Annotated in this window: 16 protein-coding genes; 11 read left to right on the plus strand and 5 right to left on the minus strand. The window is 55.5% G+C overall.

Going from position 1 to position 18,324, the window contains the following annotated elements:
* Positions 1-59: 59 nt before the first annotated feature.
* The 5 genes from Q4501_RS05070 (at position 60) to Q4501_RS05090 (ending at position 4,405) form a co-directional block, all read left to right on the plus strand.
* On the plus strand, positions 60-1,388 hold the full coding sequence (locus tag Q4501_RS05070) for a permease (protein ID WP_303594762.1): 1,329 nt from the start codon (positions 60-62) through the stop codon (positions 1,386-1,388).
* Between the two features lie 31 nt (positions 1,389-1,419).
* Positions 1,420-1,650: a thioredoxin family protein gene (locus Q4501_RS05075; protein WP_303594764.1), complete on the plus strand. Its 231-nt coding sequence runs from the start codon at positions 1,420-1,422 to the stop codon at positions 1,648-1,650.
* Positions 1,651-1,679: 29 nt separating this feature from the next.
* On the plus strand, positions 1,680-2,396 hold the full coding sequence (gene arsH, locus Q4501_RS05080) for an arsenical resistance protein ArsH (RefSeq protein WP_303594766.1): 717 nt from the start codon (positions 1,680-1,682) through the stop codon (positions 2,394-2,396).
* A 9-nt stretch (positions 2,397-2,405) separates the two neighbouring features.
* Positions 2,406-3,476, plus strand: a complete 1,071-nt coding sequence (gene arsB, locus Q4501_RS05085) for an ACR3 family arsenite efflux transporter (RefSeq protein ID WP_303594768.1) — start codon at positions 2,406-2,408, stop codon at positions 3,474-3,476.
* A 131-nt stretch (positions 3,477-3,607) separates the two neighbouring features.
* A complete protein-coding gene (locus Q4501_RS05090; RefSeq protein WP_303594770.1) occupies positions 3,608-4,405 on the plus strand; it encodes an undecaprenyl-diphosphate phosphatase in 798 nt (265 codons plus the stop codon).
* A gap of 152 nt (positions 4,406-4,557) precedes the next feature.
* Here the strand turns inward: Q4501_RS05090 and uvrD are convergent, their stop codons facing one another.
* Positions 4,558-6,723, minus strand: a complete 2,166-nt coding sequence (gene uvrD, locus Q4501_RS05095) for a DNA helicase II (protein ID WP_303595467.1) — start codon at positions 6,721-6,723, stop codon at positions 4,558-4,560.
* 241 nt (positions 6,724-6,964) lie between these two features.
* On the opposite strand from uvrD, the gene Q4501_RS05100 reads away from it, so the two are divergent.
* From Q4501_RS05100 to Q4501_RS05110, 3 genes are read left to right on the plus strand one after another with little or no spacing between them, the layout of a single operon-like run.
* Complete coding sequence (locus Q4501_RS05100; RefSeq protein ID WP_303594771.1) at positions 6,965-8,578, plus strand: methyl-accepting chemotaxis protein; 1,614 nt, start codon at positions 6,965-6,967, stop codon at positions 8,576-8,578.
* A 41-nt stretch (positions 8,579-8,619) separates the two neighbouring features.
* The gene (locus tag Q4501_RS05105; protein ID WP_303594773.1) at positions 8,620-9,807 is read left to right on the plus strand and encodes a hypothetical protein; all 1,188 of its coding nucleotides are present in this window, start codon (positions 8,620-8,622) and stop codon (positions 9,805-9,807) included.
* Between the two features lie 11 nt (positions 9,808-9,818).
* On the plus strand, positions 9,819-10,232 hold the full coding sequence (locus tag Q4501_RS05110) for a phosphate ABC transporter substrate-binding protein (protein ID WP_303594774.1): 414 nt from the start codon (positions 9,819-9,821) through the stop codon (positions 10,230-10,232).
* Positions 10,233-10,301: 69 nt separating this feature from the next.
* Here Q4501_RS05110 and Q4501_RS05115 read toward each other — a convergent pair whose 3' ends face one another.
* Positions 10,302-11,756: an NAD-dependent succinate-semialdehyde dehydrogenase gene (locus Q4501_RS05115; RefSeq protein WP_303594775.1), complete on the minus strand. Its 1,455-nt coding sequence runs from the start codon at positions 11,754-11,756 to the stop codon at positions 10,302-10,304.
* Between the two features lie 172 nt (positions 11,757-11,928).
* On the opposite strand from Q4501_RS05115, the gene Q4501_RS05120 reads away from it, so the two are divergent.
* Positions 11,929-12,942: a histone deacetylase family protein gene (locus Q4501_RS05120; protein WP_303594777.1), complete on the plus strand. Its 1,014-nt coding sequence runs from the start codon at positions 11,929-11,931 to the stop codon at positions 12,940-12,942.
* 8 nt (positions 12,943-12,950) lie between these two features.
* Here Q4501_RS05120 and thiI read toward each other — a convergent pair whose 3' ends face one another.
* A complete protein-coding gene (thiI, locus tag Q4501_RS05125; protein ID WP_303594779.1) occupies positions 12,951-14,405 on the minus strand; it encodes a tRNA uracil 4-sulfurtransferase ThiI in 1,455 nt (484 codons plus the stop codon).
* Positions 14,406-14,515: 110 nt separating this feature from the next.
* Between thiI and ppnN the strand changes: the two genes are divergently transcribed.
* A complete protein-coding gene (gene ppnN, locus Q4501_RS05130; protein ID WP_303594781.1) occupies positions 14,516-15,898 on the plus strand; it encodes a nucleotide 5'-monophosphate nucleosidase PpnN in 1,383 nt (460 codons plus the stop codon).
* Between the two features lie 23 nt (positions 15,899-15,921).
* Here the strand turns inward: ppnN and Q4501_RS05135 are convergent, their stop codons facing one another.
* On the minus strand, positions 15,922-16,257 hold the full coding sequence (locus Q4501_RS05135) for a cytochrome c (protein ID WP_303594783.1): 336 nt from the start codon (positions 16,255-16,257) through the stop codon (positions 15,922-15,924).
* A gap of 218 nt (positions 16,258-16,475) precedes the next feature.
* On the opposite strand from Q4501_RS05135, the gene Q4501_RS05140 reads away from it, so the two are divergent.
* On the plus strand, positions 16,476-17,579 hold the full coding sequence (locus tag Q4501_RS05140) for an enoyl-CoA hydratase/isomerase family protein (RefSeq protein WP_303594785.1): 1,104 nt from the start codon (positions 16,476-16,478) through the stop codon (positions 17,577-17,579).
* A gap of 20 nt (positions 17,580-17,599) precedes the next feature.
* Here the strand turns inward: Q4501_RS05140 and Q4501_RS05145 are convergent, their stop codons facing one another.
* Complete coding sequence (locus tag Q4501_RS05145; protein ID WP_303594787.1) at positions 17,600-18,307, minus strand: ankyrin repeat domain-containing protein; 708 nt, start codon at positions 18,305-18,307, stop codon at positions 17,600-17,602.
* Between the last annotated feature and the right edge of the window lie 17 nt (positions 18,308-18,324).

An 18,324-nucleotide genomic window follows, 5' to 3' on the forward strand; every position in this document is an offset into this window, starting at 1 on the left:
CGATAATAGATTCTGAAAGTTACAAAGTAAAGACACTAACCCAAGAACCGGAACTTATTATGACGGACAGGCTTCTGACGATTTACCGGAGCAATCAGCGCGAAGGCAACCTTCTGTTCTTCATGATTATTGCGTTCCTGGCTATTTATTTCATACCCGCTGGCACCGAACGTTTTGACAACGCCGTCCTTGAGGCTGTCCGGCTGACCAACTGGTACGCCCGCGAACACGTTATCCTGTGCCTGCTACCTGCGTTCCTGATAGCCGGAGCCATGGCGGTGTACATCAGCCAGGGTTCGGTGATGCGGTACCTGGGCCCCACCGCTCCCAAGCCCGTCGCTTTCACTGTCGCATCCGTATCAGGCACATTATTGGCAGTTTGCTCTTGCACCGTGCTGCCACTGTTTGGCGGCATCTACCGACGCGGTGCGGGTCTGGGAGCTGCAGTGGCCTTTCTCTATTCCGGCCCCGCCATCAATATTATGGCCATCGTGGTAACCGCCAAGGTACTGGGTGCTGAAATCGGCATTGCGCGGGCCGCAGGCGCCATTGCCTTCGCGGTGGTGATCGGCGCCATCATGCATCTGATTTATCGCAAGGAAGAAGCCCAAAGGTCCGTTAGCAATGCAAGGGGTTTTGGTGGTGACAGCGCGGAAAAACCCGCCGGCATCATTGCGCTGTTCTTTGCCCTGATGGTCGGCATTCTGGTATTCGCCAACTGGGCAGCGGCTGACAGCGACACCTGGATGGCCATTCACGCACTGAAATGGCCAATCACCGCCGCACTGGCGGCAGCCCTGGGTGGTTTGCTGATCTGGCGCTGGAACTGGCCCGCAAGCCAACTACTCATCCTGGCCGTTGTTGTTGCTGCCTTCGCAGCATTGGCCCCCGGCATACCAGAGTTGCCGTTCGTGATTGGTATGGGCGGGCTGATGCTGATTGCCACCCTGCGGGAAGATGACCAGGAGTGGCCCGTGCAGACCTGGGATTTTGCCAAACAGATCCTGCCATTACTGCTGGCTGGCGTATTCGTTGCGGGCTTTGCGCTGGGCAGGCCTGGCCATGAGGGCATGATTCCGTCTGAATGGGTGGCGCTCGCAGTTGGCGACAACTCACTGTTATCCACCATACTGGCCTCAGTACTGGGCGCCCTGATGTATTTTTCCACCCTGACCGAGGTTCCCATCGTCGAAGCGCTGATGGGCTCCGGTATGGGCAAAGGGCCAGCCCTGGCACTATTGTTGGCTGGCCCCGCTCTTTCACTACCCAACATGCTGGTCATCCGCACCATCCTGGGCACACAGAAAACACTGGTTTACTGTGCCCTGGTTGTGGTCATGGCCACCATCACCGGCTTTGCTTATGGTAACTGGTGGGTGTCCGCCTGATACCCTTACTGATATCCCGAAGGAGATCACGATGAAAATTACAATCTACGGAAGTGGCTGCTCCAAGTGCAAACAACTTACCGTCAATGCCGAAGAAGCCGCCAACGAACTGGGCCTCAGCTACGAAGTGGAAAAAGTCACTGACGTAAATGCCATCATCGATGCCGGCATCATGCGCACACCGGCCCTGGCCCTGAACGACGAGATCGTGGCGGAAGGGAAAGTGGCGAGCCCGGCCGACATCAAGAAATATCTGAGCTAAACACATTTTCAGGAAGTCTGAATCGCATTATGAAGCTGACAGAAACACCCAACATCAACCCCGACCTATTCCAGACACCAACAGCAGAAAAGGTCTTAGCAACGGCGCCCTCAGACCACGCGCCTCGCATTCTGCTGATGTATGGCTCGCTCCGCGAGCGCTCATTCAGCCGCCTGGCGGTTGAGGAGGCTGCCCGTTTACTGAATGCCATGGGAGCAGAAACCCGCACCTTCAATCCGCGCGGCCTGCCGCTGGCCGATGCCGAAGATGCCTCGCATCCCAAAGTCCAGGAACTACGGGATCTGGCGCAGTGGGCAGAAGGCATGGTGTGGTGCTCCCCCGAGCGCCACGGGGCCATGACCGGCATCATGAAAACCCAGATCGACTGGATTCCGCTATCTATGGGGGCCGTTCGCCCCACCCAGGGCAAGACCCTGGCGGTTATGCAGGTATGCGGAGGGTCCCAATCCTTCAATGCGGTTAATCAACTAAGGGTTCTGGGCCGCTGGATGCGCATGGTGACCATCCCCAACCAGTCGTCAGTACCCAAGGCTTACATGGAGTTCGATGACGATGACCGTATGAAACCCTCACCCTACTACGACCGCATCATGGATGTGATGGAAGAGTTGATGAAGTTCACCCTGCTGATTCGAGATCGCAGTGACTACCTGACCGACCGCTATTCCGAACGCAAGGAAAGCGCGGAAGAACTGTCGAAGCGCGTAAACCAGCGGTCGATCTAAGGAAAAGATATGAGCGATAACATCGAAGCTTCAGACCTGAAACACGACTCAGGTGGCATGGACCTGTTCGGGCGATTTCTGTCGGTCTGGGTCGCCCTGGCTATTATCGCCGGCGTGGCCCTGGGACAGTTTGCCCCTGCGGTGCCCGAAACTCTATCCCGATTCGAATACGCCCAGGTGTCTATCCCGGTCGCCATCCTGATCTGGGCAATGATTTTCCCGATGATGGCGCAGATTGACTTCAGCGCCATCGTGGACGTGCGCAAAGAACCGAAAGGGCTGGCTATTACCACCATCGTGAACTGGCTGATCAAACCCTTTACCATGTTTGCCATCGCCTGGTTTTTCCTGATGGTCGTATTTGAACCCTTTATTGCACCGCAACTGGCCAGCGAATACCTGGCTGGCGCCATTCTTTTGGGTGCTGCTCCCTGCACCGCCATGGTATTCGTGTGGAGCTATCTCACCAAAGGCGACGCCGCCTACACACTGGTGCAGGTTTCCCTGAACGACATCATCATGCTGTTTGCCTTCGCACCCATCGTAGTTTTCCTGCTGGGCATCTCCGACATTCAGGTGCCCTGGGATACGGTGATTCTGTCGGTGGTGCTGTACATCGTCATCCCGCTGGCCGCCGGCTACCTCACCCGCCGCACCCTGATCGCCCGCCGTGGCGAACAGTGGTACGACGAGGTGTTCATGAAGCGGCTGGGGCCGATTACGCCTGCGGCGCTGATTGTCACCCTGGTGTTGCTGTTCGCTTTTCAGGGTGAAGTCATCCTGGACAACCCGCTGCATATTGCGCTGATTGCCGTACCGCTGATTATCCAGACCGTACTGATTTTCTTCATCGCTTATACCTGGGCCAGACTGTGGAAGGTTCGTCACTGCATCGCCGCGCCAGGCGCGATGATTGGCGCCAGTAACTTTTTCGAACTGGCCGTTGCCGCCGCCATTGCACTGTTTGGCCTGCAATCCGGGGCGGCTCTGGCAACGGTTGTTGGCGTACTGGTGGAAGTACCCCTGATGCTGATGCTGGTAAAAATTGCAAACAACACCCGGGATAAGTTCCCCGCGTAATCAACTGTTCTCCGGCGCGCGCTGCTTTCGCGGGTCGGAGAACTGTAAAGCCAACGACCACCCTGCTAATATCCCGCCCATCCTTTTATCAGCTTGCACCCTGAACCTCTGACCCGAACGGAATCAAAAGAATGGATTTTTATCAGGCTCTTTTCCTTGGCCTCCTCCAGGGACTGACCGAATTCCTGCCTATCTCCAGCTCTGCCCACCTGATCCTGACTCCGGCGTTTTTTGGTTGGGACGATCAGGGGGTAGGTTTTGATCTTTCCGTTCACATTGGCACCCTGCTGGCAGTGGTGCTGTACTTCCGCCGCGACGTTTTCGGTATTGCCAGAGACGGCCTGCTCTCGGTCGCGCAGCGTAAAATAACTGGCCAGGGCGCCCTGGCCTGGTACCTGGTGATCGGCACCATCCCCGCAGGTCTTGCTGGTTTGGCATTGCTGGACATGATCGATAATGAGCTGCGGGCAGTGGAAGTCATTTTCTTCACCACCCTGATTTTCGGCCTGCTTCTGGGCCTTGCCGACTGGCTGCCGAAGCGCCAGCGCAAGATGGATTCTCTGAACTGGAAAGACGCCCTGCTGGTGGGAATCGCTCAAGCCATTGCGCTGGTACCTGGCACCTCCCGTTCCGGCGTCACCATCACCGCGGGCCTGTTTCTGGGCATGAGCCGCGAAACCGCTTCACGATTTTCATTTCTGCTGGCCATTCCCATTATCGTGCTGGCATCTGCCGTGAAATTACTGGAAGTAGCGACGTCGGATGTCATCGTAGACTGGAGTGGTTTTCTGATTGGCGGGGTAACGTCTTTCCTGATGGCCATTACCGCGATCCATTTCTTCCTGAAATGGTTGAACACCGTTGGCATGTGGCCTTATGTTATCTACAGGATTCTTCTGGCTGGGGTGATTTACGCGGTGCTGATGTAACCGCTATCAAGCTCCGCGTCAGAAGCACAGGCCGGGGTGGGGCTTTTCAAAACACGCTCCTTACGGCACATCCATGTGACGCTTGGGCTCCGCCATCCATGGCTCCGCACAGTTTTGAAAAGCCCCACCCCGGCCTGCGCTCCCGAAGATTTCTAGCAGGCCTCTAAAGGTGCATAGGCCAGCACCAGCCATTTAGCTCCTTCGTCGAAATTTACCTGCACCCGCGTATGGTGCCCACTGCCCTCTGCATTCAGAACAACACCTTCTCCGAACTTCGGGTGCCGCACCCGCTGGCCCAGGCTGAAGCCGGATTCCTTTGCCGAATCCTGGCTGAACAGACCTTCGTTCGGACGCTCTAGCATTGCAGGCCGGGTTACCGTATTGCGTAACCGCACTTCCTGCAGGCAATCGCTGGGAATCTCCCGTACGAACCGGGAAAGAGCGTGGAACTTCTCCTGCCCGTAAAGCCGTCGGGATTCAGCGTAAGTAATCACCAACTTTTTCATAGCCCGGGTGATGCCCACATAGGCCAGCCGCCGTTCTTCCTCCATGCGCCCCGGCTCTTCCAGAGACATGCTGTGAGGGAAAAGCCCCTCCTCAACACCGGCAAGAAACACCAATGGGAACTCCAGGCCCTTGGCTGAGTGCAGGGTCATCAGCTGCACACTGTCTTCGTGGTCTCCGGCCTGGGATTCGCCGGCGTCCAGTGCTGCCTGGGCAATAAACTCGGAGAGCGGATCCACGCCTTCCTCCACCTGAAAATCTGCAAGAGCGTTAACCAGCTCTTCCAGGTTCTCAACCTTGGCCTGGGCCTTCTCGCCTTTTTCACTGGCGTGGTAGTCCTTCAGGCCGCTGGCTTCGATGGTCTCCTTCATGAGGCCGTGAAGCGACGCCTCTTCCGCCTTGGCAGACAGCTCTTCAATGATATCTATGAATTTTTGCAAACCAGTTTTCGCCCGGCCTTTCACCTGACCCGCTTCCAGCAATCGCTCTGCCGACTCCCACAGAGATATACTCAGGCTGCTTGCATATTCACGCAGCTCCGCCAGGCTTTTGGCTCCTATACCCCGGGTCGGCACATTCACCACCCGCTCGAAAGCTGCATCATCACGGCGGTAGTGCACCAGTCGCAGATAAGCCAAGGCATTACGAATTTCCTGACGATCGTAAAAACGCAGGCCGCCGTATACCCGATAAGGAATACCCTGGCGCATGAGCGACTCTTCCAGCACCCGAGACTGGGCGTTGGAGCGATACAGGATGGCAGATTCGCTGCGCAGGTTGCCCTCATCAACCCAGCTGGAGATGCTGTCAGCGATGTAGTTGGCTTCATCCTGCTCATTGAATGCGGCATACAGGCTGATGGGCTCGCCTTCCACGCCATCGGTCCAGAGCTCTTTCCCCAGTCGGCCCTGGTTGTTGGCAATCACCGAATTGGCGGCCTTCAGTATCAGCTGCGTGGAACGATAGTTCTGCTCGAGGCGCACCAGCCGGGCATTGGGAAAGTCCCGCTGATACTGCTGAATGTTCTCGATTTTGGCGCCCCGCCAGCCGTAAATGGACTGATCGTCGTCGCCCACAATCGTCAGCGGAACCCGGTTGCTGGCCAGTACTTGCAGCCAGGCATACTGAATTGTGTTGGTGTCCTGAAACTCGTCCACCAGAATGTGCTGAAAACGCTGCTGATAGTGAGCCAGTATTTCTGGCCGATGCAGCCACAGCTCATGGGATCGCAGCAGTAGCTCACCAAAATCCACCAGGCCGCTCTGCTGGCAGAGCTGCTCATAGCGGCGGTAAACCTTCACCATGGTAGAGGTGAAATGGTCTCCCGGGTTTTCCTGAATGTGGTCTGCCCGCAAGCCTTCATCTTTCTGGCTACTGATAAACCACTGGGCTTGCCTTGGCGGGAACTGGCTCTCATCAATCTGCGCCTCTCGCATCACCCGTTTGACCATTCTGAGCTGATCATCACTATCCAGCACCTGGAAGTTCTCTGGCAGCCCCGCATCTTTCCAGTGCGCTCTCAGTAATCGATGGGCGATACCGTGAAAGGTACCAAACCACAAACCTCGCGCCGGGATGTTCATCATCTGCTCGATGCGGTAACGCATCTCTTTGGCAGCCTTATTGGTGAAGGTCACCGCCAGAATTCCCGTAGGCGGAACGCGATCCACCTGCATCAGCCAGGCAATCCGGTGCACCAACACCCGGGTTTTACCGCTCCCGGCACCGGCCAGAACCAACAAATGGTCGTTCTGTGCGGTAACCGCTTCACGCTGGGCATCGTTCAGGGAGTCGATTATGTGGGAGACATCCATGGGGGAGTTCACTGTAGTCCGGTGGATTGGGAATTCAGGATGGAGATTATAACAACTCGGGGGCGAGCCTGCCCTGATCCCTTACGATCACCGCTCACGATGCGTAAATCCCACTATAAAGTGGCTGACAAACCAGCCGACAACAGAACATAACAGTACGAAACACAACAACCATTTCGTCTACCAATAGCCCCCTATAGACTCGCGCCGCGGATCCGGGTTAGCCAGTCAGGAAAAGACTATGTTGTCATCACTGAAAATATCACAAAAGCTTGGCCTGCTTGTGGGCATCGCCATTCTCGCCTTCCTGATCAGTCAGGGTTTCGCGTTTATAACCGAGCGTTCCAATTCTGATCGCCTGAGCGAAGTAAAAGACCGCCTCTATCCAACTCTGGAGCTCACCACCATCAATGAGGGTCAGCTGAAATTGATGGAACAGCAGATCAGTGGTTCGGTTACTACGGGGGACGACCAGCAACTGGAGGCAACACAGGCGTATCGCGACACCATTACAACCAACCTGGAAGAAATCGCGGAACTGAATCCCTCCCAGGCCGGCACCATCCACAAACTCAGCCGTGACTTGGACACCTACTACGAAAACGCCACCCGTATCGCGACTACAATCATTGATGGCTCAGCCGACTTCAGTCGTATCGGCGACGATGCCGCGCGCAATGCCGAACGCCTTGAGGAACTGCAAGCAGGCCTGAAGGCAATGCTGGAAAGCAACCGCGCCAAGTTCCAGGGTGCTATATCGGAAACCGTTGATGCTTCAAGCAAAGCTCAGGCTCTGGCTCTGATTATTCTGGCGGTTACCGTCATCGTATTGATCGCAATCAGCCTGGTGATTGGGCGCTCGATCTCATCCAGCCTTACCCAGATTATCGACTCTCTGAAAAACATGGCTTCTGGTGAAGGCGACCTGACTCGCCGTCTGAACTACGAAGGCCGGGACGAGCTCCGGGAACTGGTTAACCAGTTCAATCTATTCGTTGCGAAGCTACATAACTCTTTTGCCACCATCAGTGACGATGTGAACGGACTCAACACGGCTACAGGCCACCTGACTGAAGCCAGCAAGGCAAACCTGAAGCGCATCAGCAGCCAGGCTCAGGCTATATCCTCTACCCGCAACTCTGTTGACGAGCTGGTAAAAAGTGTCGAGGAGGTGGCGGGCTTTGCTTCCAGCGCCTCGGACCAGACTCAGGATGCGGCCCGTTTTGCCCAGTCGGGTCAGGAGAAAGTACAGAACAATGTGGCAACCATCCGGGAACTGGTCAACGAGATCGAGAATACCGCGGGCCTGGTCAACCAGTTTGACGAATTTTCCGCACGGGTAGGCGGCTTGCTCGACACCATCCAGACCGTAGCCGAACAGACAAACCTGCTGGCTTTGAACGCTGCGATTGAAGCCGCCCGAGCGGGCGAGCATGGCCGTGGCTTCGCAGTGGTCGCTGATGAGGTGAGAGGGCTGGCGGTCCGCACCCACAAGGCTACGGAAGAAATTCAGGGCGTGATTTCAGAGCTTTCCAAACTCTCATCCTCTGCCGTCACCTCCATGAAGTCCAGTGTGGCCAAGGCCCATGAAGGCGTGGAAGCAACCACCGAATCCGGGGAAATACTTTCCCGTATTCTGCAGAACGTGCAACAGATCAGTGAGCTCAATGAGCAAATCGCTGCCGCCACCTATGAACAAAGCACAACGTTTAACGAAGTCACCAATTACATGACGGATATGCACAGAAATGCTGAAGCCGTGATGGAAAGTACCGATGAACTGGATACCGTCAGCCGGGATATTCAGGGCGTCAGCAATGGCCTTCAGACTGTTGCCAGCCAATTCCGCGTCTAAACGAATTACGAAAACCTGAAAACCTTACGGATCGAAAACCTATGAAACAACTGCTACACCTTGCTCCCCTCGCCTTGGCCATTGCTGCGAACTCCGCATCCGCACAAAGCACTGACGACACATTGGCCCGCATGCAGGAGCAGCTTAACTCCATGCAACAACAGCTGAATGCCGCTAAGGATGACCGTGTTCGCTTCAACGGCTTTTTTAGTACTGGTATAGCGCGCGCCAGCAACGACGCGGGGTACGCTGGCATCACAGAAGAGACCAATGTGGCAGATCTGAGCCTGATGGCATTACAGGGCACGTTTGACGTGACTGAAAAAACCCAGGCGGTTCTGCAGCTGGTCGGTCGTGGCGCCGATGATTGGGACCCGGAAATCGAGTGGGCCTACCTGAGCCACCGCCCCACCAACGACCTGCAACTGCGCGCCGGTAAAATGCGCGTTCCAATCTTCATGTACTCTGATTCACTGGAAGTCGGTTACGCTCAGCCCTGGGCTCGCCCGCCCCAAAGCGTGTATGGCCCAATTGCAATCACCAGTTATGTGGGTGCCGATGCGAGCTATAACTTCAACTTCGACAGTTCTTCACTCACGGCTACCGCTTTCACTGGTTTTACCGATGAAGACGGAAACTCTGGGGATGTAGAACTACGCAACATCGGCGGGCTGAACCTGACCTGGACAGATTATGTGTGGACAGTGCGTGGTGTTGCTGCCACAGCCGAAGCCAGCATTGACGCAACCAAGCTTGGAGAACTTGCTCCCGTACCTGTGAATAGTGTCCTGGCAGATGGTAGCCGGGGTAATTTCTACGGCATCGGTGCAAGCTACGATGACGGCAAGTGGCAGATAATCAGTGAAGTAACCCGAGTAGAGGTGGGCGGCAAGTTCCCGGACACTGACTCTGCCTACCTGTCCATAGGCCACCGTTTTGGAAGCTGGACGCCATACGTTGTAGCCGGGTGGATAGAAAGCAAAGATGAAGGCGAGCGCAAAGGTGCTTTTATTTCAGGCTTGGTCCCAGAATCAATCCTTAACTATCAACGCCAAGAATACAGCGTAGGTACTCGCTGGGATATTACCCCGGGAGTGGCTATCAAGGCGGACGTGACCCATGCTCGCGGTTTAGATAAAGGCTATGGCAACCTGAATACCGTTTATATGCTTTCAGATAACACCACAAGCACCAACGTCTACACCCTGAAAATCGACTCGGCGTTTTAACGGAGGCCTCCATGAAAAAGCTAAGCCTGATCTTTGCGGCCAGCTTGCTGGTCAGCCCCCTTGCACTGGCCGATGTCGTTGTTATAGGCCACAGTGCTGGCCCAGACAGCATCACCGACAATCAAGTGCGCGACCTGTACCTTAATCGCAGCAAGCAATTGCCCGACGGGCAGAAAGCAATACCCTTCGAAATGTCCGGAGGCGACCCAGTTCGTGCCCAGTTCCACGACAAGGTCACGGGGCGCAACGCCGCCCAGCTCAAGGCATTCTGGTCCAAGCAGGTGTTTACCGGCCGTGGCCAGCCACCCGCTGAATTAAGCAGCGCAGCTGCCATGAAAGCACGGGTCTCATCAACGCCCGGCAGCATTGGCTATATCGATGAGGCTGACGTGGACAGTTCTGTGAAGGTTATTCTGAAGCCGTAAAACGGTCGGTAAAAATAAAGAAGGCGAGCCAATGGCTCGCCTTCTTTATTTAAAAGGACAGGATTGAAGTCAGAAACCTCTTGGTACCGTTTGCGCTTCAACAAACTCGAACAAGCCCTCATGCCCGCCTTCACGACCAGTGCCAGAAGCCTTCATACCGCCAAACGGCGCTTCAGGTGTAGGCCCTGTGCCTGTATTCCAGCCTACATGGCCAAACCTCAGGCCCGCAGCCACTCGCTGGGCGCGCTCTGCATCCGCGGTGAATACATAGGACGCCAGACCGAATTCAGTATCATTGCCGGCATCAATAACTTCGTCTTCTGTGCGGAAGCTTGCCATCGGAACCAGCGGCCCGAAGGTTTCTTCCCGGAAGCAACACATGTCCCGCGTGACACCCGAGACAACCGTCGGTGGGAAGAACAGGTGGCCGTCACCCAGATCACCCGGCGCTTTACCCGCCACCAGTGACGCGCCCTTCTCAAGGGCATCTTCCAGGTGACGCTTAACCTTGTCGAAACCTGCTTTATTGATCAACGGGCCAAGGTCAACATCACCTGAAATTCCATCACCCACGGTCATTTTGTTCACGCGTTCCGCAAGCTTCTCACCAAACGCATCGATCACCGTCTCGTGCACAAAAATCCGGTTTGCACAGACACAAGTCTGCCCGCCGCCACGAAATTTATTGGCAATCAGATTGTCGGCTGCCGCGTCCAGATCCGCATCGTCAAACACTATAAACGGCGCATTGCCACCCAGCTCCAACGCCAGTTTCTTGACCTGCTCAGCTGTATCCACAATCAGCTTGCGGCCCACTTCCGTTGAGCCCGTAAAGCTCAGCATGGGTACATCCGGGCTTTCGCACAGTACCTTACCAATAACACTGGCTTTGCCCATGACCAGATTCACCATGCCACCAGGCAGATTCACGTGCTTGTCCATCAGCTTGAACAGAGCAATCATGGTCAGCGGCGTTTCGCTGGCCGGTTTGATGACGGACGGGCAACCCGCTGCAAGGGCGGCAGAAAGCTTTTTGGCAATCATGCCAATGGGAAAATTCCAGGGTGTGATCAGCGCTGTGACGCCAACTGGCCGATAATGCACGGTCCAGTTGCAATCTTTCGGCGTTTCCGGAAGCGTGTGAGCATCCAGCGCCTGGATGTGTTTGGAGCAGTAGTCAAAAAAGCCGGCGGCGTAATCCACTTCGCCCTGGGCTTCGTTCAGGGGCTTGCCATGCTCCATACACAGAATTCGACCCACTTCTTCCTTGTTTGCCCTGAGGGCATCACGGATATCTTCCAGCCATTTTCTGCGGGTCTCGATAGAGAAAGGGCTTGTCAGACGAAGGGCAGATTTGCCCGCTTCAACAGCCGCTTGTACTTCGCTTTCAGGCATGGAAGCAACCTGGGCGATAACCTCACCCGTAGCCGGGTTATATACGTCAAAGGTGCTGCCCTGTTCATTGTCAGTCCAGCGACCGCCGATGTAGCCAGTCAGCTTTTCCAGCAGTGGTGACTCGATCATTTCGGCTCCTGTTATGTCAGTAACGGCACCAGTTGCAGTGCACGGTTGCGTCGATTGAATATGTCTTCCATAGTGGATGCTGAACCTCTAGCTGTAAAGTCGATAGTCCGGCTTTTGTCCATCCTCCGTCTTTGCCTATACTCGGAGAACCAGAAATTCAGGAGATCGGATAATGAAAGCGTTTTTCCATCCCGCGCAAGACAAGCACGCGCCTCGAACCTATTTCACCAGGGGCCAGATGCGTCAGCCCCAAGAGGTACCAGATCGCACCAACGAGATGCTGGAAGGCCTGAAAGAAATGGGCATACCAGTGCTACAACCTTCCGATCATGGTGCGGGACCGATTTCCAGAGTGCACGACCTGGGATATCTACGATTTCTTGAGTCAGCCCACCGTCGCTGGATGAAAATGGACGATTGGGGCGAGGAAGTTATTTCCAATATTTTTGTCCGCTCGCCCAATCACCTGACGGGTATTCTTGCGGAAGCCGCCCGATATCAGGCCGACGGCAGCAGCCCCATCGGTGAACACACGTGGCACGCAGCTTACTGGTCCGCACAAACCGCACTCGGTGCTGCAGATGCAGTGATGGCCGGCGATCGCACAGCCTATGCTGTCTGCAGGCCACCTGGGCACCATGCTCGCAAGGACGCTGCAGGGGGGTTCTGTTACCTCAACAACGCAGCTATTGCAGCCGAGCATATGAAATCCCGATTCCCCAGGCTGGTCATTCTGGATACAGACATGCACCACGGTCAGGGTATCCAGGAAATTTTCTATGATCGCAGCGACGTGCTTTATATCTCCATCCACGGCGACCCGACCAACTTCTATCCCGTGGTGACGGGCTATGAAAATGAACGCGGCGAAGGCGAGGGTTTTGGCTACAACATCAACATGCCTATGCCCCACGGTTCCTCTGAGGAAGATTTCTTCGGGAAGGTTGATGAGGCTTTGGCCGCCATCCGGCTTTTCCAGCCAGATGCGCTGATCCTGACTCTGGGTTTCGATATTTACAAAAACGACCCCCAAGCCAAAGTTTCAGTAACCTCTGAAGGCTTCTGCCGTCTCAGCACACACATACGCCAGCTTGGCCTGCCGACACTGGTCGTGCAGGAGGGCGGCTACGATCTCGACGCTCTGAGCGAGAACGTTCAGCAGTTCTTCAGAGGCCTGGCCGGCTGAGGTACTAACTAAACAGTGGGCGCGTAAACCTTGATATTTTCGTGCCCTTCCGCTTTCAGGTGAACGGCGTGCATTCGGCTCATGGTCCCGCGATCACAGTACAACAGATACTGGCGGTTGGCAGGAAGCTCTGCAATATGGCGATTCAATTCGTAGAACGGGATCGTCAGGACCTGGTTTCCGGTTAGCTTCAGCGGAGACTGCTCGCCTTCGGCCGGGTGGCGCACGTCAATAACAACATCGCTGATGGCCGGTGTTTTTACCAGATCGACCTCTTCCGGCGTGGTGATGGTGTCCAGCAGTTCGCTGACCGGTGTATCTTCACGAGCTTCTATGGCGCGCGCAAGGACCTCCGGATCCATTGCGGCTTCGTCGGCTTCCACACGGCCCAGCTGGGCTCGGGTGGACGGCTTCTGGGATATAACACCACAATACTCGGGCATACTACGGGCATAGGGCTCTGTACCAATGTCCCGAGCAAGGCCAATAATGGTTTCCTTGTCCATGGCAATCAGAGGTCGCAGAACCACTTCGTCGCTGGCTCGGTCCACCACGTTCAGGTTAGTCAAGGTCTGGCTCGACACCTGGCCCGCCGCATCGCCGGTCACCAGAGCAACGGCGTTGTTATTACGCGCAATCTCACTGGCGGCCTTCAGCATCTGCCTCTTGAGCACCACACCCCAGTGGCGGTGGCCGACCGACCGCATGATTTCTTCCACCACCCCATCGAAGGGCACAGAAATAAACTTGGCGCCGTGAGATGCTCCATAGCGATCCCACAGGTAGTGAACAACCTGCCGCACACCTACTTCGTGAGCCACACCACCCAGGTTGAAGAACAGAAAATGGCTGCGCAGGCCCCGGCGCAGCATCAGATAAGCAGCTACCGATGAGTCATACCCGCCAGACATCAGCGTCATTACGTTTTCGACACTGCCCAGCGGATAACCGCCCAGCCCCCGATGTCTGCGGTGGGCAATATGAAACTGACCGTCCCGCACCTCAATGCGCACTTCCACCTCCGGTGATCTGAGATCAACGCGGGCATCGTTAGCAGCTTGCATAAGCGCACTGCCTGTCAGCCGTTCCAGATCAATGGAGCGGAAATCGTGCTTACCATGGCGCCGAACCCGAACCGCAAAGCTTCTACTGTCCAGACGGCCAGCAAAGGCTGCAACCGCTTTCTGGGTAATATCATCAAGGCTGACGAACGGAAACTCAGCAATCTCCTGGATGGTCGAGATACCGGGAATACGCAGGAGCGCATCAACCACCGGGCCTGCCAGCCCCCTGTCATCGGGCACGTCAACGTCTACTCTGTCCCAGCTGCCCTCCACAATAATGTCGTGATCAAGGCGCGCCAGAAGTTTACGGATATTCTGGCGCAAATGCCGCATCTGACGGCGGCGAACAGGTTTGCTCTTGATGACAACTTCCGGTGCAGGACGAATAAGCAGTTTCATAAATCGGCGTTTGGTCGGATGGTGTATGATTTGAAAGGCGCTTAGTGTAGCGTTTCGGCGCTGTGCCTCAAAATCGGGTTTTACCGCAACACTCTGGAGTTTTTCTGTTCATGATCGAGCCCACCATCAATGCTCTTGTATCACCTGAGGGCAGCCTGGAAATACTGTCCAATCACGAAGTCAATCTGCTCAAAGACAGAAGCGAAGGCGGCTTGTACCGGCTATTCCGCCAATGCGCACTGGCGGTGCTGAATACCGGTGTCGTGACCGATGATTGCCAAGACTTGATGGAAGCCCATGCGGATTTCGATATACGCCTGATACCACAGCCCAGAGGCCTGAAGCTGGAGCTGGTCAACGCGCCGGCGCACGCGTTTGTAGATGATGAAATGCTCCGGGCCATTCGTGAACACCTGTTCTCCGTTCTGCGGGATATTGTTTACACCCACTCCACGCCGCAGTTTGCCCGGATTATGGAGAGCAACGGGCCAGATGATCTGACCAACATGGTGTTTCATATTCTGCGCAATGCCCGGGTGTTGCAGCCCGGTCGCCAGCCCGACCTGATTGTATGTTGGGGTGGGCATTCCATCAGCCATGAAGAGTACCAGTACAGTAAAGAAGTTGGCCATCAGCTTGGGCTAAGGGAGCTGAGCATCTGCACCGGTTGCGGACCGGGCGCCATGAAGGGCCCGATGAAAGGTGCCACCATTGCTCACGCCAAGCAGCGGATTAAAAACGGCCGCTACATTGGCATTACCGAGCCAGGAATCATCGGCGCAGAAGCACCTAACCCTATCGTTAACGAACTGGTTATCATGCCGGATATCGAAAAGCGCCTGGAAGCCTTTGTGCGTTGCGGCCATGGCGTCATCGTCTTCCCGGGTGGCGTGGGAACTGCGGAGGAAATCCTCTACCTGCTCGGCATACTTCTGCACCCGGATAACGCAGACCTGCCCTTCCCCGTGGTATTTACCGGCCTGCCGGAAAACGCCGAGTACTTCGAGATGATCGACAAGTTCATCCGCAATGCTCTAGGGGACCACGCTGCCAGCAAATACGAAATCATTATCAATGATCCAGTACGGGTGGCACGGGCCATGAAAAAAGGTATGAAGGAAGTCGAGACCTTCCGTCGTGCCTTGCAGGATGCCTATTATTTCAACTGGATGCTGAAGATTGATCCGGTATTCCAGCTACCCTTCGAGCCTGATCATGAAAACATGCTTGCTCTGGAGTTGCATCGCGACCAACCAGTGCACCTGATTGCAGCGAACCTGAGGAAAGCCTTCAGTGGTATTGTGGCCGGAAACGTAAAGGAAGGGGGTATTCGAAAGGTGCAGGAGAAGGGACCTTTTGAAATCTCGGGGGATCCTACCCTGATCAGGCCTCTGGAGGCCATGCTGGAGCAATTCGTCGCCCAGGACCGGATGAAGTTACCCGGCTCTTCGGCTTATCGCCCGAGCTACCGGATCGTCAGTACAGCAACCTGAGCTGCTGTACTGATACCTGGCGCTTACTTTCCGCCTGCTGGCAGGCTTGAGTAGTAGGCTGCCAGATTAGCGATATCTTCATCACTCAGAGCCGCGGCCTGACCTTGCATGATGGCGGCCATACCACCGTTGCGCTCCTTGCTTCTGTATGCCTTGAGTGCGTTAACCAGATATTGTTCGTGTTGGCCCGCCAGATTAGCGTAGGTCGGAATCTGCGCGATCCCGTTCTGGCCGTGACAAGCGGCACAAACCGCTGATTTTGCCTTGCCCGCAGCAACATCGCCGGCAGCAGAAGAGACCGCAGGAACAGCGGCGCTCAGTGCAAAAAGCCCTGCAACAGCATAGTGTTTAAGTTTCATTATGGGTAACCTCTCGTCATCGTTTCAAGTTTTCAAACCGGTATTCTGAACCGGACAGCAACTGGCTGAAACTTATAGCACAGACATACAATTGCGCAAATGCCATAAATCAATGCGCCTGCTTCGACGTTGGTCTTCTTTAATTTCTATCCGGTTACAGAGACTGTACGAACAAAGCACGCTTAAGAGCTTATTTTTACCGCCCGGAGACTTCATTAATGTCTGTAGAGGTTCAGGAACTCCCCTGTCACGAAGGCCATATTGGCTTGTTGACTCTGGCTTCCCCCGCCACATTGAATGCACTCACTGAGGAGATGATCACCGCTATCAGGGACAGCCTGGAGCGCTGGGCTGTCGATGAGCGCATCTGTGTTGTAGTCATCAGGGGAGCAGGAGAAAAGAGCTTCTGTGCAGGCGGAGACATACGGGCTCTGTATCAATCATTAACGGGCGCCGGTAATCCCGAAGCCGCATTCAGTGTTTTCCGCCACGAATACGCGCTCGACTATACGCTACACAGGTTTCCCAAACCCGTTGTGGGCATCGGACACGGCATTATTATGGGCGGCGGCCTGGGATTGTTCTCCGCCTGCCGGTACCGACTATTAACACCGGACGCCACCCTGGCTATGCCGGAGATCTCTATTGGTCTGTTTCCGGACGTTGGCTCAAGCTGGTTCCTGAATCGCCTGCCGGGGCGCCTGGGATTATTTATGGGCCTGACAGGTTGCCGCCTCAACATCACCGATTCACTGCGCGTAGGCCTGGCCGATATGGCCCTGCCAACCAATGATCAGCAAGGCCTGTTATCAAGACTGCAGGAAGAACGCTGGAGTGGCCATAGGGCCTCTGACGACAGCCGCCTGCTCCGCTTGCTACAGCAACTTGAACTCCAGGATTACCGTGCGTTACCTGCCGGCCAGCTCGAGTTGCACGAGCGGAATATTGCAAAGCTGTGCGCGGGTGTCAGCCTGCAGGAGATCGTCGATCAGCTGTTGGCCGCTCGGGTAGACAGTGAATGGTGGCAAGCCTGCATGAAAACACTGGAAGGGGGCTGCCCGGTTTCCGCTCTGTTGATCTGGAATCAGCTCAAAAAGGCCCAGCAGATGTCACTGAAAGATGTGTTCCGCATGGAACTTGCCATGGTGTGGGAGTGCGTGCGAAGGCCCGATCTCACCGAAGGCATCCGGGCCCGTCTGATTGACCGGGACCAGAATCCGACATGGTCTTTCGCCCGCATCGAAGATGTTCCCGACGAAATTATTGAGGCCCATTTCCTGCCCGTATGGAACGATCAGACCGACCCCATGCAGTTGGAATAACAGGGGCCGCAATACGTTTTTTACAGTTCGGCCCCGGCCTGTACCAGCAACATCTCCAGGTCCTGGTGATTACGGGCCCGGGCCAGGTCCAGTGCGCTTGCACCATTCTTTGCCCGATAGTTCACATCCGCGCCTGCAGCCAAAAGCATTTCAGCCGTCAGCAGGTCACCGGTGGAAACTACTTTCATCAGCAGTGACTCGCCCCCCTGGCTGACATTAACGTTTGCCCCCGCTGCCAACAAAACCTTTACAACCGATAGTTGGCCCTGCTCTGCGGCGCGCATGACCGCTGTGCTGCCATGCACATCCATAGCATTTACTCTGGCACCAGCCGATAGCAGTAAGCGCACAAGCCGGCGATCACCCTGCCCTGAAGCCACCATCAAAGGTGTAATCTTGTTCGTCTCAGCAAGGTCTGGAGCCGCACCTTTGCTCAGAAGATACCATGCAATACGGTCAGCACGGGCGTGGACAGCAGCCATCAGAGGTGTGCCATCCCCGGTCAGGGTGTTCAGGGGCGCACCCGATTTTGTCAGGGCGCTTACGGCCTCAAAATCACCGTCAGCAGCAGCCCGATAAAGAGCCGTGCCGGATGCATTTTCAGTCTGGTGATCCAGATTGGCAGGAACCCCTCTCGAGGCGCACCCGGGAAGAGCAGTCAAAGCTGAAGCGAACAGAACAGACGATAACAGCACTGAGTATTTGGAGAAGCCGGATCCCTTGGCCATGATGAACAGTCTCTGTC

The sequence above is a fragment of the Marinobacter sp. 2_MG-2023 genome (assembly GCF_030546935.1).
GTDB lineage: Bacteria > Pseudomonadota > Gammaproteobacteria > Pseudomonadales > Oleiphilaceae > Marinobacter.